The organism is Levilactobacillus suantsaii, assembly GCF_004115745.1.
GTDB classification, from domain to species: Bacteria; Bacillota; Bacilli; order Lactobacillales; family Lactobacillaceae; genus Levilactobacillus; species Levilactobacillus suantsaii.
In genome coordinates this window covers 1-26,875 of sequence record NZ_QXIL01000027.1, presented here as the reverse complement: position 1 = coordinate 26,875, position 26,875 = coordinate 1, and the positions used below count along the sequence as shown (strand labels likewise).

The 26,875-nt window shown below is 51.4% G+C and carries 21 protein-coding genes; 4 read left to right on the top strand and 17 right to left on the bottom strand.

Annotated elements, in window-relative coordinates:
* Positions 1-189: 189 nt before the first annotated feature.
* Positions 190-1,614: an APC family permease gene (locus DXH47_RS10185; protein WP_129033215.1), complete on the bottom strand. Its 1,425-nt coding sequence runs from the start codon at positions 1,612-1,614 to the stop codon at positions 190-192.
* A gap of 203 nt (positions 1,615-1,817) precedes the next feature.
* Between DXH47_RS10185 and DXH47_RS10180 the strand changes: the two genes are divergently transcribed.
* Positions 1,818-2,507 carry a matrixin family metalloprotease gene (locus DXH47_RS10180; RefSeq protein WP_129033214.1) on the top strand — a complete coding sequence of 230 codons (690 nt, stop codon included), beginning with the start codon at positions 1,818-1,820 and terminating at the stop codon, positions 2,505-2,507.
* 147 nt (positions 2,508-2,654) lie between these two features.
* Here the strand turns inward: DXH47_RS10180 and DXH47_RS10175 are convergent, their stop codons facing one another.
* From DXH47_RS10175 to DXH47_RS10105, 16 genes are all read right to left on the bottom strand, one after another.
* A complete protein-coding gene (locus DXH47_RS10175) occupies positions 2,655-3,503 on the bottom strand; it encodes an alpha/beta hydrolase (RefSeq protein WP_129033213.1) in 849 nt (282 codons plus the stop codon).
* Positions 3,504-3,552: 49 nt separating this feature from the next.
* Positions 3,553-5,421, bottom strand: coding sequence for a hypothetical protein (locus DXH47_RS10170; protein ID WP_129033212.1), 1,869 nt, complete (start codon positions 5,419-5,421; stop codon positions 3,553-3,555).
* A 267-nt stretch (positions 5,422-5,688) separates the two neighbouring features.
* Entirely contained in the window at positions 5,689-7,143 is a 1,455-nt protein-coding gene (gene nhaC, locus DXH47_RS10165) for a Na+/H+ antiporter NhaC (protein WP_129033211.1), read from the bottom strand.
* A 133-nt stretch (positions 7,144-7,276) separates the two neighbouring features.
* Entirely contained in the window at positions 7,277-8,695 is a 1,419-nt protein-coding gene (gene tyrP / locus DXH47_RS10160; protein WP_129033210.1) for a tyrosine-tyramine antiporter, read from the bottom strand.
* 75 nt (positions 8,696-8,770) lie between these two features.
* Complete coding sequence (gene tdc / locus DXH47_RS10155; protein WP_129033209.1) at positions 8,771-10,657, bottom strand: tyrosine decarboxylase; 1,887 nt, start codon at positions 10,655-10,657, stop codon at positions 8,771-8,773.
* Between the two features lie 188 nt (positions 10,658-10,845).
* Positions 10,846-12,102 carry a tyrosine--tRNA ligase gene (gene tyrS, locus DXH47_RS10150; RefSeq protein WP_129033208.1) on the bottom strand — a complete coding sequence of 419 codons (1,257 nt, stop codon included), beginning with the start codon at positions 12,100-12,102 and terminating at the stop codon, positions 10,846-10,848.
* A 166-nt stretch (positions 12,103-12,268) separates the two neighbouring features.
* Entirely contained in the window at positions 12,269-12,517 is a 249-nt protein-coding gene (locus DXH47_RS10145) for a helix-turn-helix domain-containing protein (RefSeq protein ID WP_129033207.1), read from the bottom strand.
* Positions 12,518-12,969: 452 nt separating this feature from the next.
* Positions 12,970-13,128, bottom strand: coding sequence for a hypothetical protein (locus DXH47_RS11720; RefSeq protein ID WP_170955007.1), 159 nt, complete (start codon positions 13,126-13,128; stop codon positions 12,970-12,972).
* 487 nt (positions 13,129-13,615) lie between these two features.
* Positions 13,616-15,010 carry an asparagine--tRNA ligase gene (gene asnS / locus DXH47_RS10140; RefSeq protein WP_129033206.1) on the bottom strand — a complete coding sequence of 465 codons (1,395 nt, stop codon included), beginning with the start codon at positions 15,008-15,010 and terminating at the stop codon, positions 13,616-13,618.
* 381 nt (positions 15,011-15,391) lie between these two features.
* Positions 15,392-15,961: a matrixin family metalloprotease gene (locus DXH47_RS10135; RefSeq protein ID WP_129033205.1), complete on the bottom strand. Its 570-nt coding sequence runs from the start codon at positions 15,959-15,961 to the stop codon at positions 15,392-15,394.
* 630 nt (positions 15,962-16,591) lie between these two features.
* On the bottom strand, positions 16,592-17,482 hold the full coding sequence (locus tag DXH47_RS10130; RefSeq protein ID WP_129033204.1) for an EamA family transporter: 891 nt from the start codon (positions 17,480-17,482) through the stop codon (positions 16,592-16,594).
* Between the two features lie 155 nt (positions 17,483-17,637).
* Positions 17,638-19,566, bottom strand: coding sequence for a copper-translocating P-type ATPase (locus tag DXH47_RS10125; RefSeq protein WP_129033203.1), 1,929 nt, complete (start codon positions 19,564-19,566; stop codon positions 17,638-17,640).
* Positions 19,563-19,835: a cupredoxin domain-containing protein gene (locus DXH47_RS10120; protein WP_129033202.1), complete on the bottom strand. Its 273-nt coding sequence runs from the start codon at positions 19,833-19,835 to the stop codon at positions 19,563-19,565. Before DXH47_RS10120 ends, DXH47_RS10125 begins: the two co-directional genes overlap by 4 nt.
* Before the next feature lie 35 nt (positions 19,836-19,870).
* A complete protein-coding gene (locus DXH47_RS10115; RefSeq protein WP_129033201.1) occupies positions 19,871-20,242 on the bottom strand; it encodes a cupredoxin domain-containing protein in 372 nt (123 codons plus the stop codon).
* 232 nt (positions 20,243-20,474) lie between these two features.
* Positions 20,475-21,332, bottom strand: a complete 858-nt coding sequence (locus tag DXH47_RS10110) for a metallophosphoesterase family protein (protein WP_170955006.1) — start codon at positions 21,330-21,332, stop codon at positions 20,475-20,477.
* A gap of 96 nt (positions 21,333-21,428) precedes the next feature.
* Positions 21,429-22,784, bottom strand: a complete 1,356-nt coding sequence (locus DXH47_RS10105) for a threonine/serine exporter family protein (protein ID WP_129033199.1) — start codon at positions 22,782-22,784, stop codon at positions 21,429-21,431.
* Between the two features lie 148 nt (positions 22,785-22,932).
* On the opposite strand from DXH47_RS10105, the gene DXH47_RS10100 reads away from it, so the two are divergent.
* The 3 genes from DXH47_RS10100 to DXH47_RS10090 all read left to right on the top strand — a co-directional run.
* Entirely contained in the window at positions 22,933-23,157 is a 225-nt protein-coding gene (locus DXH47_RS10100; RefSeq protein ID WP_129033198.1) for a PLD nuclease N-terminal domain-containing protein, read from the top strand.
* Between the two features lie 415 nt (positions 23,158-23,572).
* Entirely contained in the window at positions 23,573-26,122 is a 2,550-nt protein-coding gene (locus DXH47_RS10095) for a KxYKxGKxW signal peptide domain-containing protein (RefSeq protein WP_129033197.1), read from the top strand.
* 458 nt (positions 26,123-26,580) lie between these two features.
* On the top strand, positions 26,581-26,875 hold a 295-nt coding region (locus DXH47_RS10090; protein ID WP_170955005.1), incomplete at its 3' end, for a KxYKxGKxW signal peptide domain-containing protein.

Here is a 26,875-nt window from a genome sequence, read left to right as displayed (position 1 = left end):
GGACTCATAGCCTAAGAACTCCTTTAGATGATTGTTATGGTGACTTCATTCTACAGGACTCAGGCTAGGAGTCTATTTTTATTTTCTTACTTGTTGCACTTCAATTGTAAATTCGTCCCACTAAAATCAAAAACAGGCTTCCCCAGAACTGAAATTCTGGAGAAGCCTGTTTGCAAATAAATTTTAAGGTTAATCTTCCGTTGATGCCGCTTTTTGAGGATTTTGCAGTTTAGAATGGCGAATACCGTAGCCAAAGTAAATCACGAGGCCTAAAATCAGCCACAAGCCGACCGAAATCTTGGTGATGTTCGGTAACATGATAATGAAGTACACGCTGGACAACCCCGCTAGGATCGGCAGGAACGGGTACAACGGCATCTTGAACCCGTCGTTGGCGATGTCCTTGCGGTGCCGCAACGGGATGACCCCAAACGAGATAAACGCAAAGGCTAATAACGTCCCGGCATTGATCAATGACGCCAATTCAGTCAACGGCACCAGGCCGGCAAAGAACGCCTGCACGATAGTTGCCACGATAATGGCGTTTTTCGGTACCGCGTGCTTGTAGCTGATGGCCCCCATTTTTTCCGGTAAGAGACCATCACGACCTAGGGCGTAAACCAACCGCGACCCACCGAAGAACATGGTGATCATGGCGGTGAAAATCCCGATTAAGGCGCCAATCGTAATCAGCTTGTTCCAGGTATTCAGGTGAATCAACTTCAAGGCGTAAGCCGCCGGGTCATCGACGTTCAACTGCTTGTAGTTGACGATACCGTTCAGGACAAAGGAGAACGCCACGTACAGCACGACCGAGACCAACACGGTCCCCAGAATCCCCCGGACCACGTTTTTCTCGGGGTGAATGGTCTCGGCGGAGTTAGCTGCCAGTGCGTCAAAGCCGATGAAGGCAAAGAACACGGTCGCCGCGGCCGTCGAGATGCCCCCCAAGCCAAACGGTGTCGTTTGAAATTGTTTCGGGTAAAATGGGGTATAGTTATCCGTCTTGATGTAGAAGACCCCAACTACGATAAAGAGGATGATAATGGCGACTTTAATCACGACGGCCACGTTTTCCACGCGTTTCGAGAGGTTGGCACCCTGCGCGATAATCAACGCGATCACCAACACAATCAACGTCGCCGAGAGGTTGATGACGCCACCTTCGAGCGGTCCTGCTTGGAGCGCCTGAGGTAACTTGACGCCAATCGCCTCTAAGATGTTATTGTTAAAGTACGAGGCAAAGCCAGTCGCCTCGGCCGACACCGCCAAAAAGTATTCCAGGATCAACGCCCAGCCCAGAATCCAACCGACGATTTCGCCGTAAATGACGGCCCCAAAAGAATACGCCGAACCGGCAACCGGCATGGCCGAGGAGAATTCCGCGTAGGCCATCCCCACGATTCCGGAGACCAATGCAGCCAGCAAGAAAGCCACGGAAACCGCGGGCCCTGCGTGTAAGGCGGTTTCGTGGCCAGGGAGGATAAAAATCCCCGTCCCAATCACAGCCCCGATTCCTAGGGCGACCAGGTCCCGGGCTCGCAAGGTCTTGGTCAACCGCGAATCGGCCTTCAAATAGGTACTCACTGACTCTTTTTTAAATATGTCTCTCATAAAATGCTCCCTTTAACGCAATTTTTCATTTTATTGTCAATTTTCTAACCTTAATCTAATTTAAGAAAAATTTCAAGGGCAATCATGTTTTATCCGGCTTTCAGTGGAGATTTAAAGGCGTGAAAACGGATAATAATTAGTAATTTCTCATTTAATGCGGTATTATCATTTTCTACCATTACCTTTTAAAGGAGGCCAGCTTAATGCGTCACAACCGTTTCAAACTCATTTTATTTCTCCTCTTATTGATTGGGCTTGGCTTCGCTTATCGCCAAGGCGCGTTACAACCCCTCACCCGGCAACTGGCAACTTGGCGGACTGAGATTCCACAGACGCTAGCGGCCATCTTCGAACCCCAACAAGTGACCACCAGCACCCAAGCTACCGCCACGACCACCAAGGGTACGACCCCTACTGAGGCCATCGTCCAGGGCGTCACCCTTGATAAAACTTACTATTACCATTTCGATAAAAAGCTTCCAGATGCCGGGGTCAAAGCCTTCACCAATGCCGTCGCCATCTACAATCGCACCGGTATCGTCCACCTCATCGACGGTTCCGCGACTAAGCACGATAACCAAATCACCTTCTCGGTGTACCACAAAAAAATGCCGGCGAACCAATCGACTGTTGAGCTAGGCCACGGTGGCCCCCAGATTACTCAGGAAACTAGCTTGCTGGGGTCGGCTGCCTGGAACCACGCCAAGGCTAGCCTGAATGGCGACTACCGCAACGCCTATACCACCTCCGTGGCGGTCCATGAATTGGGTCACGCGTTAGGTCTGGATCACAGTCAGTCGCCGACCTCCGTGATGTACCCGTACAGTCAAGGGCGTACGAAACTTTCGTCCGCCGACTTAGCGGGCTTGCGTGCCATTTACACATCCAAGTAAGCTCATCAAAATGAATCTGGAACAAAACACTAAGGGCACCCCTTCTAAATGGAAAAACCATTCGCAGAGGTGCCCTTTTTTAGTTGTTCAGTAGCCATCATGGTGCCGCAACGTGCGCCAAAAGTTACTTTGTCCCGCTTTCGTTTTTTATCGTTTGGGCCATAAGAATCGCATCAACAGGCGGTCGACCTGAGCGTTATTGTGGAGCCGACTGTGTTGCGCACGGGCTCCCACAACTTGCCGGTCACGGTAGCGGTGGGCCCGGACGACCAAGTACCGTAATGAGCGTGAGGAAGCGTTGCTGACCCGGCCATCGGAATCCGTCCCGTTCTTTAGGTCCCCGTAAATATTTAAGACCGCGGCTGACCGCGGGTAACATTTACGTAACGCCAACAAATACCGGTAACTCGCCGTTATGTAGTTGGGACGCCCCGACCTGGCCAATTTCAACCGGTGCGGGTAATCTCCCTCACCAAGAACGCCGTCACAGTGGCCACCTAGTGCCACCTGTTTCATTACCTGTGGCAAATGCCGGTTGCGGGCGTTATGGACCAGATAATACAGGATGGCGGTGTTGCCCATCGAGTGGCCGACCAGGTTGAGGCGTTTAAAATGATACGTTTTTTGTAACTTCACCACGACATTTTTGGCCCACCGTCCCCAAGTCTTGTCCGCCTTGTAACTACTGCGCAAGTAGTTGACCTCCACAATCGGGTTCTTGGTGCGCTTGGTCAATTTGCCTATCAGTCTCACCTTTCCGTTCCCCGCCACGTTGGCACGAATCACCGAACGTTTATTGCTTAAGCCCGCGTGCTTGATAGCACCCACCATGTGGATTTCGGCACGGTAACTGCTATCCGACCCGTGAAAAAACAAGGTGGGTTGCAACGCCGACAAATTGGGTGCCGCATGTGCAGACACCGGCCGATTGACGCCCCATAGTGCCGCCACCAAGATGACCCAGCCATCAATCAGTTGTCTGATTCGCCATGCCACGGACGCTCCGCCTCGCTTAGTTCTGGTCACTTATACTTTACCTGTGGCATTAATTAGGGACGTTATTCAATGTCCATGTGATTGTCCCAGAATAATGTCCCACCTGAGCATCCCCGTCAACAGCTAAATAAATGCCGTGATTGTTGTCGTTCCAATCTTTTGTCACGTCAGTCTGATTTTCTCCCGCTTTTTTTGTCTGGGTCATAATGGTCACAGCATCTTTCCCCAGAAGATGATCGGCTTGTTGGCTATCTACATAGTGGAGTTGCCCCCGTAATGGTTCCGTTCCATCTTTCAAAGTATCGGCTTGCGCCGTAACAGCCCACTGAGAGCCAACTTGTCGAGTATCTTCAACGTCAACTTCCCAATCATCTTTCCGCCAAACTTTTTGATTGGTTCCTGTCAATGCGGTCTCTTTAAAGGTACTCTGCGAATTTACGGTACCGAAAGTCAAACTACCGGGAGAAATCGTGTAGGCCGGTGAGTCCACCGAAGCAGTCTGATTAGCCCCCGTAAACTCATGTTTCGCTGCAGCGACATTTTGAACACTGGTGACATGATCTGCCGTTCCGCTCAACGTTACCGTAGCTGATTTATTATCTGCTGATAGTGGCAGTTGCAAGCGATGCCCGATGGACTCACCATTTAGTTCCGCTGCCGTCAGTTCCTCAGTTCCGCCCTGAGCGTACGTAATCGTTCCCGTGCTAAAAGTTACCCCGTTGGGTTTAGGCAGGGCCGTCGTGACGTCCTGCCAAGCTTGAGTACCCCCAGTGTAAGTCAGCTTGTATGTGTAAGTTAGCTTATCGCCACTGTTCACCTGACTGGTTGCATTCTGCTCCTGCGAGTTGTCAGTAACCGCCTTATTTAGGGTTTCATCTTTAATGGTCAAATTAGCAGCCGCTGTAAGCCATCCGGGTAATTGATCGAAAGCCACCACATTATTAGTAAAAACGTCACTGGTCGTTCCGGTGACCCCCCAGTAAACCTTGCGAGCACTGCCGGTGCTATCAATGGGGGCTAAATTCAACTTGCTAATATCGACGTCCTTTGTAATGATGTATTTCGGGTCTACAGGCTTTTTCAGACCAGTTAGGGGATCTTTATCGTTGAAGGTGTAAGTCATTGTTCCTGTAGTTTCGTTTATCGCCGGCGCTTTCCAGGATAAAGTGAAGTGGTGCCAGGACCCATCGGACAATTTGGTTGCCAAGCCATTGTATGGAGAATCGGGGTTTATAATATTCGTCGGTTTACCCGTCTTAGTGTTAATCATATTACCGTGAATTAATCTAAAGCAATATTTAGCACTAGTAGCATTAATCCCTAGTCGTTTATACGACCCACTATCCCCAGGATAGCTAGCCAGAATATGTCCGCCATTTACATTATTACCATTGTCTAGTGCTTTATTATTACCGCCTGTGGTATCGCTATTATTATACTCATCAAACTCAATCGCCCAACTATTTTGAATGGCTTTTTTAGCGATAATATCTGAAGTTGAGGCACTAGTATCATTATCCAATCCCCACACGCCCAGGGTTTGCCCTGGTAACATCTTTTGACTAATCCCTTGAGTAATCGCATCTGGCCCCGAATTCTGGAGAACAAAGGCCATCCCTTCACCGGTGGACCCATCTACAGTATCGGGACTGCCGCCAAAATACATCCACATGGACATGGTCTGGTCGTGACTCAAATCCATTTTATGGTCATCCTTCGACCAAATAGCCCCGACCTGATTTTTCGTATCGGTGATTTGAAAGGCTTGCTGCCCAGCGCTTGCGTCGTTGGTGGACTTAATAATCTTGGCGCTATTGGGTAACGGGCCCAAAGAGGACGGCATATTAAACACGTTGTCTAATGTCTGCGCACCCGCGGGCATTTCCGCCGTAGCGGCTTCATCCGTCGCCTGCGCCACCAACGACCCACCAATTAGCAGGCCCAATACGAGTCCTAACGCGCCTAACCATTGCCACTTTACGAAATGCATTAGTGTCCCTCCTCCCCAGATTTTTGCGATAATCACGGTTAATTAATTCACAACCATAAACAGTGATACCATATTCGGTTCAAATATAGCACGGTGCCTGGTGATAAACAATTAAAAAGATGGGTCATGGGCTCAGTCGCAAAGTAGCTCAACTACTATACTAAAAAGTGGTTTAGCCTATCGCTCATGCTCGTTTCAATTCACCGGTTGGTCTCGATCCTTCAGCCCTACAGATGTCGTTGCGGTTGATGTTGCAGGGCGTTTACCGGACCGCCGATACCGCCAAGTCACCAGCGTAAAGCCAAACAAAATCGTGATGATGGGATCGATATACGCGTAGAACGCTAACGGCACGTAGGCCAAGGGGTTCACACCCAACGTTCCGGCGATGAAGACCCCACTGACCCCCCAAGGCACCAGGGCGTTAACGTCTGCCCCACCACTGGCCAAGGTCCGCGTCAGGTATTTGCGGGGCAACCCCAACCGGTCATAGGACGACATGAAGGTGGTCCCGGGAAGAATAATGGAAAGGTACTGCTCACCTACCAGGAAATTCACCCCGATACCGCTCAACATGTTCAGTAAAATCAGCTTACCTGGTGTGTTAACGTATTGTTTGATGCTGGTAATCAGGGTGTGGACCACGCCATACTGAATCAACAAACCACCCAAGGCCAACGCCACGATAATCAAGGATACCGACCCCAGCATATTATTGATACCCCCGCCGCTCATTAGCCGGTCGACCGTATGCGACCCGGTTTTGGCAGCGTTTCCATTCATGAGCAGGGTACCAATCTGGGACACGGAATAACCAGGACTGCTCACTAGGATAACAACCAGGGCCGTCAGCGATCCCACCAACAAGGTCGGAATCGCAGGGACCTGCCGCCAGGCCAGCAACAGCAGAACCAGAATCGGCAGCAGCGCCCAAATGGAGACGTTAAACGAACGCTGGAGTTGTTGAGAAATCTGTTGAGTCTGGGTCAAATCGGCCGTACTGGACGTCCGTCCCAGTATGAAGAAGAGGCCCAACGTGATCAATGCCGACGGAATAGCAGTAATCGCCATATTTTTCAAATGGTCGTAAAGATTGACCTTTGTTAAGCCAGTGGTCAGATTCGAGGTGTCGGAGAGCGGCGACATGTTGTTGCCGAAAAAGGCGCCCGACACGATGGCCCCGGCCGTGATGGCGGCGGAGAACCCCAGGATGTGCCCAATCCCCATGAAGGCAATGCCCATCGTCGAAATTGTGGTGAAGGAGCTGCCCACCGTGATGCCAATCAGGCAGCAAATCAGAAAGACCGTGAGCAAAAAGAACTGGGCTGATAGGATTTTGAAACCAATCACCATGATGGTCGCAATCGTCCCCGACCGCAGCCAACTCGACACCAATAACCCAATCATCAAGAAAATCATGATGGGAATGATGCCCGGTTTGATGCCCTCGATAATCCCCGCAAAGATTTGATCCCAAGTCACGTGCCGCAAGCGCCCGTAAAACATCAGGAGGGTAAAGACCAATAAAATCGGAATTTGTGGCGGCATCTCAGCCCCAATAATCAGCGCTCCCAAGATAGCGAACATCCCGATCATGATCAGGATAGATTCGACCAGGGTAACTTGAACCTCACGTTTATTTTCTTCCATTGTAGACACCCCTTTATTTCCTTTAAGTCACGAGTGAACAGGTCGCTTCGGGAAGGACCAGCAACCTAGTTCTAACAACAAAGAAGGGTCCGGGACACGCATCCCAGACCCCCTTTCCTTGTATAGCCGTCACTTATTTGTTTAGTGCTAAATCAATGTGGACCTGCTTTGCCCAGTCGGCATTCTTGTTCTTGTCGATATACAACGGAATCATGAAGAGGACCGCCGTAATCACCAGCACGAAAATGGCTTGCATCAAATCGCTGGCAAAGAGCGTCGCAGCGATGATGACCAGAATCCCAAACAGGAGCAGGAAGGCCACCCCATACGCCAGACCGTTCCCCGAACGGCCTAAGCGGTAGGGCCGCTCCATGTCAGGTTGGGTCTGCCGCAAGCGAATAATCGCAATGGCAATCAGGACGTAGACCAACGCGTAAATCACCGTGGTGGCGTTGGTCAAAGTCAAGAAGACCCCATTGACGTTCTTCATCACCCCGTAGAGTAATGCGAACAAGGAAATGCAAATGCTTTGCGTTAAGACCACATTTTTGGAAACCCCATATTTGTTGACCTTATGGTACCCAAAGCTCGCCGGTAGTTGCCCGTCACGTGCCACTTGCGTCATGGTCTTCGACGGCCCGGTAACCCAGGCAGATAATTGAATCAGTACTCCGATAACCACCATGAAGCTAAAGATGTTGGCGATGATGGTGGGCCATCCTAAGATCTGGCACCATAGCAGGATGGGCTGTGTGATATTTGACAATTGAATCTGCCCATTAGGCACCACGTTGGCGACCAAAATTGCGTTCAACAGGTTCATCAGAACCAGTCCAATCAACGCTACAAAAATACCTGTGTAGGTCTTCTTCGCGTCATTCAAGCGTGGAATGAAAACCGATGAGATTTCCATCCCCGTGTAGATGAAGGAAATCGCGGCGAAGTACTGTAGGCTTTGCAGGTTCGACAGACTCGGTAACAGTTTGCCCCAAGTAAACGTCCCTAGGTAGCCGGACGGGTTGATCCCGGTCTTAATCAGTGCGGCAATCCCCATGATCAACATGACCACGATGGGAATGTAGACGCCCAACCAAACACCAACGTTACCCCCAACTTTGGCCATATCGTACCGTAAATTCAAGACGGTGATAATCCAGTAAAAGCCCAGGATGTTCGCGAGAATGAACCAGTGGTTATTGCCAAGCGGCACGTTGCCAAAAACGTTGCCCCATAAGGGTCCAATCGTAGACGCCACCATGACCATGCCGGGAAACATCTGTACCCAGAGTAGCCAAGCGGTCACGAAGCCCCATTTCTCCCCGAGGGCTGTCTTGACCCACAATTGGGGTCCCCCTTCGGCTTGCATCATGGTCCCTAGTTCCCCAGAGATCAGCGCCACTGGTAGGGCGAAGAACACGACCGCAAACACCATGTAGGTGATTTGCGTCCAGCCGGTCGCCGCTACCGAAGGAATCGACCGCACCGTAGCACATAACGCCATCGTCATCCCGATGAACGTCCCCAGACTAAGCTTTGTTGCTTGCTTATCCATATAATTTCTCCTCTAGTTAAAATCAAACGTCTGCGTCACATTGCCAGCAATATCAGCTGGCAATCCCCGAGCGCTTTACGCCTGTTGATGTGCTTGTTGCGTCCGTGCGGCATATAATTGTTCCAAATCGGCTTGCATGGCCTTCTTAATACGAGGTTCAAAGTAATCGAAGTTTTCTTGGCGGTTCATGTATGGCGTCATCACGGAAGCCCGGATAATCGTGACCTTTTGGGCTTTCCGCCATTCGGCTTCGCTAAATCCAATGCGCTTGACGAAGGCTAACGGACTGTCACCGTAGTCGGGAATCGCAAAGTCGGTATGTGACACGATGTATTCTTTGCCGTAAAGCGAGCCTTTGACGTAGGACGCTTGTTCGTACATCGCGTGGTTCAAGTCGTTCATGTCGCTCAAACTGTCGTTACCCTGTTCCTTCAGCACGTAATCCACCATGTTGAAATCGGGAGACGTCAACGGGTGCACTTCGATGGTCTTGTCACCGACCTGAAAACTCAGGTTCTTCAAGAAGTCGTAATAACGGTGCGCCCCTTCGATTGAGGCTCCTTCCAACTTACCGTAACCCGTGACGTTCAACGGTAGCACGTGGTGCGCGGTCCAAACGGAAGCTGCCGTGGCCCCCGCCTTCGATCCTTCTAGGATATAAGCCCCCAACAATGCCGGAATATCGGCGCCCTTTTCAAACACGTAGGTCGCAAAGTAGGAAATCGTGTCGCGCATCCGAATGTCTTGGATTACGATTCCACCAGCGGAATAAGGGACGTAGCCCATCTTGTGGGGATCGATGGTGATGGATTCCGCTTGATCAAAAGCCTTATAAGAGCGATAGACTTCTGGTTTGATGAATTCCTTGTCTTCGGTGAAGACGTGGTTAGCGGCGTGAACCTTGCGCAGATCCTTGTACGGAATGAATTTGTCGTTTTCGTCCAGGAACAGGGCCCGGGCATAACCACCGTAAGCCGCGTCGACGTGCAGATAGAAGTAAATGCCCTCTTTTTGCAGCTTTTGTCGTAAGGCAACGATACGGTCGATACCGTCCACGGCCCCCTCTTCGGTGGAGCCGGTCACACCGACCACTCCTAAGATGGGGGTGTGTTCGGCAGCGTACCCGCGAATGATTTCTTCCAGCGCATCGATGTCCATCCGGTAATCACTATCGATGGGCACGGGGACGACTTGGTCCAGCCCAATCCCAATGATGTCGGCGGCTTTCATCCAGGAATAGTGCTTGGTTTGTGGGACCAACCATTTGCCAAGCTTTTGCAGGTTCTTCCCGCTACGAGCCGAACGTTTCTTGATGTCGTCGATCTTGGCACCTTCACTTTCGACCAGGTCCATAATCTCTTTGGTGGGCATATTCAAAAGTTCCCACTCGGACTTGCCGGCGACCGCTTCAGGAACGACTTCCTTCAGGGCCAAGGGTAGCGACTTGATGTTGCGGGCATAACAGAGTCCTTCCAGGTTCGCCAGTGAACCATCGGCGACGATATGGCCCCAACCGTAGTCGTAACCCATCAACCGGGCAAATTCTTGACCAACCTCTTCTTCCATTTGCGATGTTGCCGGTGAAGATTCATAGGCCACATTGTTCCCGTTCCACAGCATCGCATAGTTGTAGGCGAGCAGGGCGGGCATCAGAGTTTCCGAATTCATGTGTCCCCAGTAACGACCAGCCGAATGCCACGGCACGGATTCCGTACGAATCCGCGCGGACAGCTGGTTGAGCACCGAGCGCATCCGGTTAACGGTCTGTTCAAATTCTGGTGAAGCCTGTTCGGCCGGGCCAATCATGTTGGCATCTTCAGGTATGTAATTCTTGCGCCAGCCCAAATGTTCGTCCACAAGCTGGTTAAGTAACGTTTTGTAAAGCTCCCCGTTTTCAGCTTTGTCGCCGATGAACAGGGCATTCAAATCCAAATCCTTCAGTGAGTCAGTAACCTTTTCCATGGTGATGACCTCCCACAAATTTTTGTTGAGTACACTACACGGCATAGAATACGCTTTCACAAATACCCCGTAAAGGGTTTTCAAACGATTTTTTACCCGTTACCGGTTATGAGAAAACGGCGAGAACGAAAAAAACGAGTCCCCATCAGCGATGAAGACCCGTTACCGGTTATTTAAATGATAAAAATTTAATCTGCGACCCGGGCTAAGAAGTAATTCTTCTTGCCCCGACGTAAAACCATGAACTTCCCAGAGAAATGGGTGGTCGGATCTAAGGCCGTCGCCACGTCCGTTTGCCGGTTACCATTGACTGTAATGGCGCCGTTTGCGACGTCTTCTCTAGCTTGACGCTTCGATGGCTCGATGGCCGTTTCGACCAACAAATCCACGATGTTGGTCGGTTGAGCACTAATGGTCACGTGGGGCACCTTTTCAAAGGCGTCTTGTACCTCGTTGACCGTGAGTTGTTGGATGTCGCCGGAAAACAGAATGGCCGAAATACGTTGTGCCGATTCCAAGGCCTCTTCCCCGTGCACGAAGCGGGTGACTTCTTCGGCTAGGCGGCGTTGTGCGAGTCGCTTTTCGGGCGCTTCTTCGACACTTTGCGCCAGTGACTCGATCTCGTCTTGACCCAAGAACGTGAAAAACTTGAGGTAACGCACCACGTCACGGTCATCTTGGTTCAACCAGAACTGGTAGAACTCGTACGGTGAGGTCTTTTCAGCGTCCAACCAGATGGCGCCCCCCGCAGTTTTACCAAACTTGGTGCCGTCCGCCTTCAACATCAACGGAATCGTCAACCCGTAGACCTCAGCGTCGGGCCCTTCGACCTTGTGAATCAGGTCGATACCAGCCGTAATGTTGCCCCATTGATCAGCACCACCGATTTGTAACTGAATGTGATGCTTGCGATTTAAGGTCAAAAAGTCCACTGACTGTAAAATCTGGTAGGTGAACTCGGTAAACGAGATCCCGTTATCCAGCCGGCTTGCCACGATATCCTTAGCCAACATGGTGTTGACATTGACCAACTTACCGTAGTCACGGAGGAAATCCAGTAACGAAATTTTGGACAACCAGTCGTAGTTATTGACCATGGTCACGTCCGAATCCCCACCGAAGAGGCGTTTCATCTGTTTTGATAAGGCCGCTACGTTATGTTGCACCTTTTCCATGGTCTGTAATTGCCGTTCGGTCTTCCGGCCACTAGGGTCGCCAATACTCCCCGTTGCGCCCCCAATCAAAATGTAGGGGTGATGTCCCATCAGCTCGAAGCGCTTCATCATCATGAACGGAATCAAGTGGCCGATGTGCATACTATCCCCGGTGGGGTCGACCCCACAGTACAGCGAAATCTTCTTTTCGCTGGTCAGCTTCTTCAATCCGGCCGCATCCGTTTGTTGGTTCACCGCGCCGCGCCAGGTCAGTTCGTCAATGATGTTCATTTGTCCCTTCTCCTTTCGGTGGCCACCCTCCTGGGTCCCGCCACTCCGTGTGAAACGGTCTAACACTCCCAAAAGATAGCCAACCACGAAAGCGCTGTCAATAAGGGGCAAGGCAAATTAAGCCCATTTTCACGTGAATTCAGCTGTGCTTATTTTTATTGCTTCATCAGAGGTCGCGGATATTTGGATTTTTTCGAATACTTGCAAATTGTTTGGCTTCGATTTCGGTCTCGCCAGTCGCCGACTCCATGCCCTTGCGTGTGACGACCAGCTGCTTGCCAAACTTACGGATGGTCCCCGCGGGGAATTTTTCCGGCGTCTTACGGTAAACTTGGCGCACGTAATCTTCCGCTTTCTCCCACCGTTTGGCCGCTTCCATCGACGACATGATGTCATGATCACGTAAATCAATCATTTAGCTTCCTCCTAACGTGTCTATTGATATAATTATAAGCTAACCCTGCCCCGAATCAATCCAGATTCACAGCCAAACCAGTTCCGAGCGACTAAAAAACACGTCTCGATCACTCATGACCGTAGCACGTGCTTAGTAAAACTATGAGCTTCGAACTGCCTTAGCGTTCCCGGTAATCCGTATCTGGTCCCGCCTTTAAAACCAGAATCACTTGTTTGGCTAGCCGCCACAGCCCAATGCCGATGGTAATCAGCATGATTCCAATTATTAATAACTCAAAAATTGGAAGTTCGGTCCACTGAAAACGGCCTAGTGCTACCAAGAGCGGGGTCGAAAATGCCAACATTAAAACTAATGATTCTATTTTTGTTCGCTTATTTAAGTGTGTCGTCGCTTTCGTCGTTTGTTGGGTCTCTTGCATCCCACCACCTGCTTTCTTTGTGGTCAATCTACTAATGCGTTAACTTAGCCAGTTCACTGATGCGCGTGCCGCAATGGGTACACTCCAACGTTGCTTCACCTGAGACCTTCTTGAACACCACTTCACCGCATTCAGGACAATGTAACTTACTATCGGTCGCCATTACGCCCGCCATATTTGCTGTTGTCATTTTAAACACCCTCCCATTTTAACTTGTTCATGACCGTTCTGTTTATCATCAATCCATCAAAAAAGCGTCCCTTCTATAATTGTATAGAAGGGACGCTTACTCGCGCGGTACCACCCAGCTTCAAAGAACTTTGCATTCTTTGCACTTTGATCTCGAATAACGTCGAGATACCCCGCAGAAATGCTTTTCGTATTTCAGCAACTCATCCTGCATGGCTCGCACCAACCGCCAATTCTCTGAACACCCAAATGAGTCGTTACTTCAGTTGAAAAGATTCCTTTTTGTTCGCTTTTTGATGTTGGCTACACTCTACCATGAATCATTCGGCTGCGCAAGCTTTTTAATTAAAATATTTTTACTCGGACCAAACATCGTCAAGCGACCTTTTGTTATTAATACATAGTTTTAAATTTTAGAAATTAATCTGCCTAAACTAAAAAAGCCGTTGCCAGCTTCCCGCTCACAACGACTTTCATTTAATCTAAATTTAGAATTCCGCGTTACCTGGGGTCCGCGGGTAAGGGATCACGTCCCGGATGTTGGCCATCCCGGTCACGTACATCACGAGCCGTTCGAACCCAATCCCGAAACCGGAGTGGACGGTCTCGCCGTACTTCCGCAGGTCTTGGTACCAGCCGTATTCGTCGCGCGACATGTTGTTTTCGTCGAGCTTTTGGGCCAAGACGTCCTGGCGTTCTTCCCGTTGGCTGCCGCCGACCAGTTCCCCGATTTCTGGGACCAAGAGGTCGACCGCGGCGACCGTCTTGCCGTCGTCGTTGGCCCGCATGTAGAAGGCCTTGATTTCCTTAGGGTAGTCCGTCAAGAAGACCGGCTTGTTGTAGATATGTTCGCTCAAGTAACGTTCGTGTTCGGCTTCCAAGTCCAGTCCCCAGTAAACGGGAACTTCGAAGTCTTGGTCGGCGTCCTGAAGTTCCTTGATGGCTTCCGTGTAGGTCAGGCGCGCAAACTTCTCGTCGCGGGTCTTCTCCAAGCGAGCAATCAGGTTCTCGTCGACGTTGGCGTTCAAGAAGGCCAATTCGTCTTGGGCGTTGTCTAAGACGTAGCTCACGACCGCTTTAATCAGCTCTTCGATGGTCACGATATCGTCGTCCAAGTCTTCGAAGGCCATTTCAGGTTCGATCATCCAAAATTCGGACGCGTGGCGCGCCGTGTGGGAGTTTTCCGCTCTGAACGTCGGGCCAAACGTGTAGACCTTGCGCAACGCTAAGGCAAAGGCTTCAGCTTCCAACTGGCCACTAACAGTCAGGTTAGTTTCCTTGCGGAAGAAGTCCTTGCTGTTATCGACCTTGCCGTCCTCGGTGCGCGGTAAGTTGTCCAGATCCAGCGTCGTGGCCCGGAACATTTCTCCGGCCCCTTCGGCGTCACTGCCCGTGATGATTGGCGTGTTCAGGTAGTTGAACCCGTGCGCCTGCAGGTATTGGTGGACGGCAAACGCGGCTAACGACCGAATCCGAAAGACCGCGTAAAAGGTGTTGGTCCGCGGCCGCAAGTGGGCAATGGTTCGCAAGTATTCGTAGGAGTGGGCCTTCTTTTGCAGTGGGTAATCACTGTTGGAGGACCCCTCTAAAACCACCGTAGACGCGTGAACTTCTAGCGGTTGCTTGGCGTCCGGCGTGTAAACGACCGTCCCGGTCACCGCAATCGTAGAGCTGATTGGGAACTTCGCCACGTCGGCGTAGTTGTCGACGTCGCTGGCCTTCATCACGATTTGGGCGTTCTTAATACTTGACCCATCGTTTAACTCAATAAACCCAATTTTTTTCGAACTCCGAATCGTCCGGACCCAGCCGTGAAGCGTAATGGTCTGGTCGTCTTCAAAGTGCTGGTCACTAAATAAATCTTTGACTAAAATCTCTGACATACTGTGCTCTCCCTTCGGTCATATCCATGTTCAAACCATAAAAAAAGATCCAACGTTCCCTGATATTCAAGGGACGAAAGATCTTTCCGCGGTACCACCCAATTTGCTGATATTGCAACCGACTCACCGTATCTAAACGCGATACGTCCGCAGGATAACGTGGCGGTCACGGAACTCCCTACTGATTCTCACGTTCAGAAGCCAACAGAAAAGGGGTTGTTCGGGTAACGTGTTCCGCTAGGCTTGCACTGCCCCTAACTCGCTTTGGGTGAGCCACCTTACCGTACTGGTCATTTTCTATAGTTTTTAACACTATTCAGATAAGCACAGATTACCACGGATTGCGGTTCGGCGCAATCCCTGCCCCCTGGGCATACGACCCTAGCGACGGTGGGCGTAGGCCCCTTGCACCGCTAATTTATCTTGGGGACTGACCATGGCATAACGGTTCGACGCGTTCATCACGCTATTTTTAGCCTTGGAGTGCCCTAAACCTAAGGCGTGTCCCAGTTCGTGGGCCGCTACGTTGGCCCGTTGACTCTTGGTGTAGCCGTAGTGCGTCAGAATGCCGCGGTCCAGGATGGATTTAGCGGCCACGATGCGGTTGCCTTGGGCTTTGTGGTAGTAAGTATAGTTGGTGTAGCCGGCAACCGCATCCGATTGCCGAATCGTTTGCGCGGACGTCAAGACGATGTCCGCTTTATGTCCGGCTTTGACAGCGCGCAACTTCACTGCCCCCGTCCGATTCCACTGCTTAATGGCCTGAGACCAGACACTGCGGTAGTAGGCAGACGTCGAATTGCAACGATAGGTGATGGTGACCGACTGCCAGTGCCCCCACGTCGGCGTGGGCGTCCGGCTAATTGCCTGAACGTTGACCGTAGTGGCGACGACGCAGGCTTCCAGGGCTAACAAGACAATGACAAGGGGCTTCAATAAATTCTTTAACATAATTGCGCACTCACTTTCCTTGGTCTGAGATGGTTGGCAGATCCTGAGTCGGCACCCAGGCGTTCCGGGAAACGCCCCGGCTCCTTTTGACAATTCAAGTTTTGCACAACCTAATTGTGAACGACATTCCAACGCAAATTTAATTGACAAGCCAACCATTTTTTCGTCAATCCTCCTAGTGGTGCGGCCTACTGACTTTTACTCCCCAGCATGACTTAACCCCCGGTAGACCCACGCAAAAGGCGTCCAGGCCGGGCCTGAACGCCTTTATTCGGGGAACCAAAACTTCGCTAAGCCTCTCAGCGGTTTACCGGGTCCGGTCGCAATTTGAATTTAAATTAAACCGTTTTCACCTTCGGCAAATTGCGTAACCTCCACTACGGATTCATTCGTGATTTCCGCTAAATCCTAATCTGACGCGCTTAATTGCCCATTTTATCTATTTCGTGCAATAGTGAACGCTCAGTAGCACACGTAATTTCACGATTAACAAATCCCGTTAAATCAAGGATTCAAGCAAGATTACAATTATAAACCGACTTAAAACCGTAACTTACCTCATTTGGGGCCGGACACAAAAAAAGGCCAATTTACCTTGACAAGAATCAAGATAAATGGCCATATTTCGGCTCAATTTAGCTTTTCGCGCTGCCACATCCCCCAAATGTTCGGAATTATGACCGCAGCGATAATCACCAAAACGCCAAAGATCTGGAGGCCACTGACCGTCTCGCCCAAAATCACGAACGCCACCACGATGGACGATGGCAATTCCAGCGATGACAGGATGGGCCCGATGCCTAACTCCAGGTGTGGCATGAAGATCGAGTAGGCCACCAGCGGGAAGACCATCGAGAACAACGCAATCCAAAAGCCCCATTTGACGGTCGGCCAGGTGGTCGGGGCCGTCACGATTTGCGGTGCCCAGACCACGCTGATGAAGATAAACGCCCCTAGACAGAGCAGCCAAGTCTTGGTGAGCGGGTCAAGATTATTGCCCAGACTGGCGGTGAACTGCATGGTGCAGGCGTACCCACAGGCCGCTAAGAACGCAAAGAACAAGCCTAACGGCGACAGCGCTTCAGTAATAGGAAACAGCCCCGCCGCTAGCACGGTCCCCACCAGAACCAAAACGATGCTTAAAACCTGCAACCGCGACGGCCAACGGCGTTGAATCACCGCGCCCAACAGTACGGACAGCCACACAGCCTGCATCAGCATGACCGCTGCGGCCGCCACGGGGATCAGTTTCAACGCCTGAATATAAAAGGTGTTGGTAAACCCCGACCCGCTGCCGGCCGCAATCACCAAAAGCAGTTGTTTCCAGTTGGTGTGCTGGTAGCGCAGCTTGTGACGCCGCACCACGTGGATGATGGCTAGGATCACCACGGCACTAAAAAAGGCCCAGAATAATAACGGCCCGTTGACAACTCCCTCGCGGCGCGCAAGTTTAAACAACGTTGCTGGGATTCCGAAACTAATGGCGCCCAAGCCAACGAAGAGCGGCGCAATTTTTTTCAATTTAACCATCCTTTATGTAGCCAAATACTTCTACCACTTCATGATACACGGCCCAATCGGCCTTGCCAACCACCGGCTTAACGGGCTTGACGCCACAAAAAACGACCCGGGGACGGACCCCGGGTCGTGAGAATTGCTTTGATTCAATTGGTCAGTTAGGCGACTTGCGTTCGCGGCGCACTGATCTTCGCCCGGTTCAATAAGACCGAACTCGTAACCACGGACAGCGAACTGAAGGCCATCGCCAAGCCGGCTAATTCCGGACTCAGCGTGAAGCCTAAGGTGAAGAAGACCCCGGCCGCCACGGGAATCCCCAAGACGTTGTAAACGAACGCCCAGAACAGATTCAGCTTGATTCGGTTGAAGGTCTTCTTGCTCAAAGCCAAAGCCCGGTCGACGTCGCGCAAGTCATTTTTGACCAGCACGATGCCCCCGGAATCGATGGCGATATCGGTCCCGGACCCCATGGCAATGCCCACGTCGGCGGTGGTCAAGGCTGGAGCATCGTTGATGCCGTCACCCACAAAGGCCACCCGTCCGTTTTGTTGGGCTTGCTTGACCTGGTCGGCCTTTTGACCGGGTAAGACATCCGCAATCACGGTGTCGATACCGACTTGCTTGGCCACGGCGTTAGCGACCCGGGAATTGTCCCCGGTCAACATGATGGTCTTTAGGCCACGAGCCTTCAAGTCTGCGATGGCTTCCTTCGACGTTGGTTTCGGGGCGTCTTGAATGGCAATCAATCCAATCACGGTTTTATCGAGGCCAACCAATACCACGGTCTTGGCTTCATCCTGTAATTGGGTTAAGGATTGCTTCAAGGCGGGGCTTAACTGGGCGTTAGCACCCAACTTTTCGTTCCCGACGAAAGCGGTGTGACCGGCAACGGTCGCCGTGACCCCCTGGCCTTCGATGGCGCGAAAGTCCGTCGGGTCACTCAAGGTGACTTGGTCGTGCTTGGCGCGGTCGAGGATAGCCGTCGCCAACGGGTGTTCTGACGCACCTTCCAGACTGGCCGCGATTTGGACGACCTGGGTCTGGTTGCCGACGACATCGGTGACCTTCGGCTTGCCCGCCGTTAAGGTCCCGGTCTTGTCAAAGATGACCGTGTCCACGTCGTTAACGGCTTCCAGAACTTCACCGTTCTTGATCAAGATCCCCATCTTAGCGCCACGGCCTGTCCCGACCATCAAGGCGGTCGGGGTCGCTAACCCTAAGGCACACGGGCAGGCGATGACCACGACGGACACCGCAAAGATCAAGGACTCGGCGAAACTAGCCCCTAAGAACACGTTCCAAACTAGGAAGGTCGCGATAGCCAGCATCAACACGGCGGGCACAAAGATGTTCGAGACCTTATCCGTCAACTTTTGAATTGGCGCGTGGCTGTTTTGGGCCTTTTTCACCAATTCCACGATCTGCGACAACATGGTTCCTTGGCCGACCTGACTAGTCTTGACCAGAAAGGTCCCCGTCTCGTTGACGGTCGCACCAATGACCGCATCATCAACGTGCTTTTCGACCGGGAGACTTTCTCCGGTGACCATCGACTCGTCGACACTGGAACTGCCTTGTGTGATGACGCCGTCGACTGGCACCTTTTGGCCCGGCTTGACCCGGACGATGTCGCCCTTTTGGACTTCATCCAACGGGACCTTGACGAAGGTGTCGCCGCGCTTAACTTCGGCGTTTTTGGCCTGTAGATTGACCAACTTTTCCACGGCGTTGGCGGAGTTGTTACGCATCCGCTCCTCAAAGACTTGCCCTAACAAGACGAAGGTCGTGACGAAGGCCGCACTTTCAAAGAAGACGGCTTGGCCCGTGACCATCGCGTATAAGCTATAAATGTAAGCCGTCGCGGTCCCGATGGCGACCAGCGTGTCCATGTTGGCATGGTGCTTGGTAAATGACGCCCAGGCGCTTTGCCAGAATGGTCGTGCCGATACTAGCATCACAATCGTGGTTAAAATCAATTGGGTCCAGGCACCTCCGGGTAAGGTCCACCCGAAGAGCATACCGATCATCCCCGCTAACATGGGCAACGAGAAGATCAACGAGACCCAGAAACGCTTGGTAATACTCATTTGTCGATGACCACCTTTCCGTGGAACATGTCCATACCACAACTGAAGTCGAATTCACCGGCCTTGTCCGTTGGCACGTTGACCGTGACCGGTTGATTCAACGGCAAGTCTTTCGCAAAGTCGAGGGCTTGTGAGTGAACCTGTCCTAAACACCCCTGGTCACTACGGCGTGTGAACGTCAGTGTCGCCGGTTGTTTCTGCTGTAAGTGAATGGTTTGTGGGGCGTAACCCCCGTCGACGGTGATGTTTGCTTGATTTGCTTTAGTCATTATAAATTGCTTCCTTTCTAAGTTAATAATTGGGATTACTTAATGATGAGTTTGCCGTGAAACATGTCCATGCCACAAGCCCATTGGTACTCGCCGGGCTTGCTGGTGTCGATCTTGATGGCTTGCGTCTGGTTTTGAGGCAGCGCCTGGTTGATGCCGAAATCGCTAAACACGACCCGGTCCAAGCAACTCGAGGCGTCCTGCCGTGTGAAGTTCAAGACCGCGGGGACGCCCTGCTTCAACACGACTTGTTCGGGTGAATAGCCGCCGTTCACGTCAATATCGATACTTTGTTGCCCCGTCGTTTGAGCGGCTTCAACGGTCTTCGTGGCGTGATGGCCAAAGAACCACCAGGCGATGAAACCAATCAATAACAAGCCGATGATTAAAACTAATAATTTCGTCATTCTGGTTCGCTCCTTTTACGTTTACATTTGTAATCTATGGATACAGCGTACAGCCATCGTTTACATTTGTCAACCAAAAGTGACCGAAAAACTGACTTCTCCTGAAAAATCAGGTGATTCCGCAACCCACTTCCCTGATTTCAAGACCCACCAACCGTCGTAAGCGTGCTGACTTCTCCCAACGCAAAAATCCCTAGTCCAACTCAATTGAGCTGGCACTAGGGATTTATTTTTACTCTTGGGTCGGGTGTTGCTGGGCGCGGACCGCAATGATGTGTTGCAAGCGGTCGTGATACCCCCACCGTTTGGTCGCCCGGATGATAGCGTTGTTATCGTGGGTGTGGACCCGCCCGGTGGTCAGCTGATCCGCGTACAGGTCGGGATACGGCACTTGCCGGTGGCGGGCCAGCGCGATTTCAGCGTCCCTGTCATAGTCGACCTTGCGGAAGTCAACGTCCGGCGACTGCTGGCCGTGCGTCGTGATAACAGCGTACTGAGCGCGCAGGTCCGTCGCAAAACGCGTCCAATGCGGAAACGGCATCCCCACGGTTCCGGGGTTCACCACCAGTTGGCCGGCGGTACTTTGCCGCAGCAATTGGTGATGGACGTGACCGTAAATCAGGACGTCGGCGCCACTTCGGGCCAAACGGTCGAATCCTTTTTGGGGTGCGGTCGGACTCAAAGCCTGACCCGAATTTTTTGTGGGTAAATTATGGCTGAGCTGAAAGGTCAGCCCGTCGACGGTCCGGGTCTGGCACAACGGTAATTGCCGAATCCGCTCAATTTCCGTGCTCGCAAGTTGTGCTTGAACGTAATCATCGATGAGGACCTCGTACACGTCGGTGGGGTCCGTTTCATCGATCAACCCATCGACCGTTTCCAAGAAGCCGTCTTCCCAATTGCCCCGAACGTACGCCGTAATGGGCAACGCATCCAGCATCGCCAACAGGTCGTGGGCGCCTGGCCCCGGGACAAACAAGTCGCCTAAGAACCAAAAATCGGTACAGTGCTGCTGCCGGGCGTCTTGAATCACCGCCTGCAGCGCGGTCACGTTCCCGTGAACGTCCGAAATGACCGCAATTTTCCGCATGGTGTCACCTCTTCTATAGATTTGGGTCCCATTATAGCACGCCCGAGTCATAAAAAAGGACCCCGACAATTGCCGGTGGCCCTTAACTCTAATTTGCTAATCACAATGGCGCCATTCTTTATCCAACAATGCTCGCGCCACGAATAACCCCAGCGGCAAGAACATGATGATCAAGACCGCCTTGGTCAGCCACAACGCACCGACACCAATCTGACTGCTCCCAATGCTGTAAACGGCCCGGTAAATGTACAACCCTGGTACCATGATGACGATGGCCGGTACCGTCAGGGAGATGCGCGGATACCCGTTGTAATGGTTGACGGCCGAGGCAATCAGCCCGGCGACCAGCGCCCCGGTAAAGGCCGCAGCGGCAGGCGGCATGGTGGTCAATTGCACCAGTTCGAGCCGTAAGGTGTTGGCCACGGCCCCGATACAACCGGCTGCTACCGCCATCTTTTGCGAACTGTTAAACATCACCGAGAAGCCGTAGACCCCGCAAAAACTGGCCGGAACACGTAATAAAGCCAACGCCCACGGCGACAACCCCAACGGTAAGAATGCCGCGGGGCGAAAATCAAAGCCGGTCGCGACCAGCCAACCGACCAGCGTGGCGATGACCGTGATCATCGTGGCGTAAGCCAAACGTTCCAGGCCCGAACGCATGTCGAGTTTGGAAATGTCCAGCATGCTGGTGATGAACGGGAAGCCCGGAATCACGAACAGCATAGCGCCGATGTACCCGGCCTCGCGTTGCGCTAAAATCTGAAAGGACGATTCGAAGAGCCGGAAACTCAGCATATAAACTAACCCCGCCAGCGCAACACCCACGGCAATACTGGCGACCGTCGATAGTTTGTGCTTGCCCATCAGTGCCCGAGCGTAGTTCCCCACGCCGGCCCCGAGGAAGGAACAAATCATTTCCGGCCAGCCCCCGCCTAGTAGAAAAATGAAGGCGCCACAGGCTAAAGCCGCGGCGACGCCTAACATCCACGGGGCATACTGCGTCGGCCGTTGTTGGACCTCGTCGATCATGGTGTGAATCTCGCGGACGGTCAGAAAGGCAAAGTCGTTTTGGAAGTTTTTGACCATCTCTTCCATGATGTTGAGCTTGTCCGTATTGACCGCCGTATTCGGCAACGTCAAGACCTGTGAGTAACTATCCTCCGGACTAAAACAAGTGTACTGTAACGAAATCAGCCCGATGTCGGCCGAACAGGTCAAATCGAGACTGCGCGCGACGCGGTCCATCGCGTCGCGGACCCGCCAGGCCCCCGTGCCACACGACAACATGGTGATACCGATGCGCCCTACGATAGAAGCCCGCGCTTGTAAACTGGCGTCGCGAGCCGTGACGTCGGCATCTTGGCTCCAATTTTGCCACTTGATCGTCATGTGATGCCGGTGCGACAACGACCATTTTTGATTTAAAGTTGCGACTTGCTTCTTATCCATAACTTCCTCCATCTTGATTTAGACCCAACTAATTATCACGTTCATTATAGGAGCACCTCACGGCAAACTGCAACGCTAAAGCCCGCCGTGATAGCGTTTACACTTAACTTAGCGTATACTGAACGTATCTTATTTGGAGGTGTTTGCGATGTCCCGTCACCAACTTGCTCCCCACCGAAAATTGACCAAGCGTGACAAACAACGGCTATTGCCCTTTGCCGCCTTTGAACTGACTGCCAGTACGATTGCCTTAACTGATATCCTCCACGCCCAATCGGTCCGCCATGGCAACAAATTGCTGTGGGCGCTTTTAGCTTTTGTTCAACCGATTGGTCCGTGGCTCTACTTCCTCTTTGGTCAGGAACGCGAGTGATCTTTCAACCAGCCTTACCTTAACGCCTCATCAATCCGGAAACTTTCGGGTTGGTGAGGCGTTTTACATCTCTCCGTCTTCATCCTGTAAATTATAGCGTTACAATTTTCAAAATGTGGTGCTATGAAACATCCATCCGTCTCATCGCACAAAAGTTATAATCTGTTGCGAAATTTTTAACAACATGTAAAACAGCTAAATTTTGTTTATCCCAAGTTAATTCACCTAACCAGCTAAAAAAGCTGTATTACCGGCAATCACGGCTTTTAAATCCTTGAATCATCGCGATGTTATTCTCGATAATTGGTTTCTACGCTTAATTAATACTTGCATTATCTAATAACGGGACTAAGATGTAGGTGAATAAGAGGATAAGTCGTCTACATACTGAAACAAAATTGGAGGATGAGCGGTTATGTTTGAAACCAAAGTACACTATAAGCTTTATAAGGCAGGCAAAAAGTGGCTTGCGGCCGCCATTGGGGTGACCACCTTGGGGATTGGTCTCTCGCAAGCAACTAATGTAAGCGCTTCTGATACGGACACAACCACCGCTAAAGATGAATCTGCCAGTGTCACCACGCAATCGACAACGGCTAAAAAAGTGGTTGCTTTGAAAGCCCAGGCGGCTACCAAACAGACCACAACGACGGACGGTGACAGCAATGACGCCGCTAAGACCAACAGTGAGTCTAATTCGACGCAAACTCAGACTAGTGACGCCACTAACGTCAATGGTCATGACGCGACCGATACTCAGGACGCCACTAACGACGGCAACAGCAGCAACCCGACTGACAGCATCGGCACTTCAGACCAGTCTAATGAAGACAACGAGAGCACAACTCCTGACCAAACTGACGAAAGTACTACCGAAACACCCACAACTGACGTGACCGACCCAAGCGATACCAACACCAAGACCAACGCCGTAGCCCCAAAGGCTGAAGACGCGACCGTCATTCCGACCGCCTCAGCACCGCTGTATACCGATACCACGTATGATCCGGATAAAGCGGTGACAACGGAACCCGCCATCCTCAATAATGCCAGTGGTCACGACGAACCCACGACTGAGACCGTGGACGCCCACGTCCGGTTGACAGCTACAGATGCTCAAGGAAATACCAGCACGTCTTTGACCGACAATAATGGTCTGGGGAATAATCAAGCAGCTTCCATCATTGACGTTAACGCTAAAAACTTGAGTGCCATTTTCAGCCTTACCAACACGACGAAGTCCTCACAATACGCTAACATCCTTTTCACCTTACCGAGTTACCTCGACGAACTGGCTAACCATCAGGTACAAGTCACCTTAACTGATGGTGCCGCTTCAAACGCCGCGCTGTTGGCCGATCTTCCCGCTGGCATGACGCTCACTTATATCGTTAAGGGCGGCGTCTTCAGCACGAATTACACTTATCAACAATTGGTCGCCGCCGGGTATGACCTATCCGATGTTTCCGAAATTCATATCCAAGGGCCCTTAGCTATTGGTGGCTCTTACGTCGCCAAGGTGCCCTTGACTTTAACGAACCCCATTGTTGACGGCACGAACCTAGAGGATTTCCAGGTCTATAACTGTGCGATTAGTTACACTAATCCGCGCACCTTGTATATTCGGATTGGGCAACCGGACCCCGATAAAATTGTGGGTCAATACGTCGCCGTCACGGGTCAAGCAAACCAGCCTTCCCACGACGTCGTTCCCCAAGATATCCAGGACCTGATGCCCGATGTTGAGGCCGGTGACCTGATTATCCACAATTTCGGTTATGATGAAACTCATTCCAGCGGCATGCTCTACACCGGCGGGAGGGTCTTCGTGAACATAAAGAAAATGAACATCGCGAATTTAGTTAAAGACCATGGTTACTCCGTCCTCTTAAATCAAGACGGGACGCCGCAAGACACTTATGTCTATTTTGACGCTGCCAAAGACACGATTATCAACTACGATCCGGCTAGTTCGGACGCGACTGCTCAAACATCTGCTCCCTACGTTTATGTCATCTTACGCAAAGTCATCACCACGCAGGACTCTTCATTGACCGTTAACCAGCAATGGAACAAGGCTGACAATTTTGTCTCCGGTTTAGCTGACGATGATTCCGCCCTGAGTCTTGACCAAGTCCAAGTCAGTGTCGATGACCCGGACAACGTTTTACAAGACGGCAAAGCCGTGAAAGCCGGCACTTTCAAAGTCACCTACGCCTACCAGCTCGCCAATGACTACTATGACACCGGTAACCCGTACATCGTTTCCGAAACGGCTACGGTGACCGTCACGGATCCCAACCAAGGTAGCACCACCGGCGGTAATTCTGGGACCACGGCCGGCGGGAGCACCAGTGGCGGCGACACCACACCGACTGATGATAACTCTGGTACGACCACTGGCGATTCTGGTGATACCATTACGACCGGTGGCGACGGTGATACTATTACGCCGGGCAACACCGATACTTCAACGGCACCCGTCATCACCACTGGTGGTGACGGCGATGAAATCGTGACGGGAAGTGCTGGCGACAAGGCCACAACGGCCCCCGCTAAGTCGCAACCGACAATGAAGAAGTCCAGTACCACACAATTGAAGACCGGTGGCGATGGCGACCAAATCATAACCAGTCGGCAAGGCCAAGCCACTAATGCTCACGGCAGCGCAACAGCGATTGCCAAGGGGCATTCAACTGCCACGACGACCGGCGCAACTGCCGCAACGCCAGCAACTGTCAAGGCCGCACAACCAACGGCATTGGCCCACGCCACGACTAAGCCGAACACGGCCACCACTGCCAATGCGCAACAGCCGGTCAAGCAAGCTAGGAAAACCACTAACGCCGCAACCACTGCGTTACCACAGACCAACGACGCCAACGTCCTTAATCTCATTGCAGCCGGTGCCGCCCTCTTGTTAGGTGCGTTAGGCGTTGCCGCAGATCGACGCAAGCAACACTAATCATAACCAATCTCATCTATCAAATTTAAAATAGCTTGGACCGCTACAGTCACACAATGACTGATGGCGGTCCAAGCTATTTTCATCAGAGCATTAATCAGTTCAGGCCTTTTCAACCAAAACAAGGTCCACTAAAATAAACGTTACATCTTTCATGATGTGGAAACGGCTGTATTAATTTTTAGCTCACACAGCTCACCTAAACTGTTGCCAATTTAGTTAGGGCAATTAAAAATCGAAAAAGTATTTGTTGCTTTTTTATAAAACAAGCTTTACTTAGAATGCCAGTTTATCAGCATTTAGCCACCATTTTATTTTTATCTTATCCAACTCGTTTGATATAAACTAGTTATTATGATTAATTAATTCTTGCATTATCTAAAAAAGGGATTAAGATATAACTAAATAAAAGGAAATCTTGTATACATACTAAACGAAATAACGGAGGATGAGCGGTTATGTTAGAAACTAAAGTGCACTTTAAGCTTTATAAAGCAGGCAAAAAATGGCTCGTGGCCGCCATCGGAGTGACCACCTTGGGAATTGGTCTCTCTCAATCCATAAATGTAAGCGCTTCCGATACTGATTCGACAACCAGTCACACCGCCATCACTGCCGTCGCTGGTCAAACGGACACTAGTAACGAAAGTGAAGACCCTGTAGCGGATACCCCCGATAATGGCGACATCGATTCCGAGAAAGGTGTTTCTGACACATCGCAATCGGAAATTGATAGCGACGAAGATAATACCA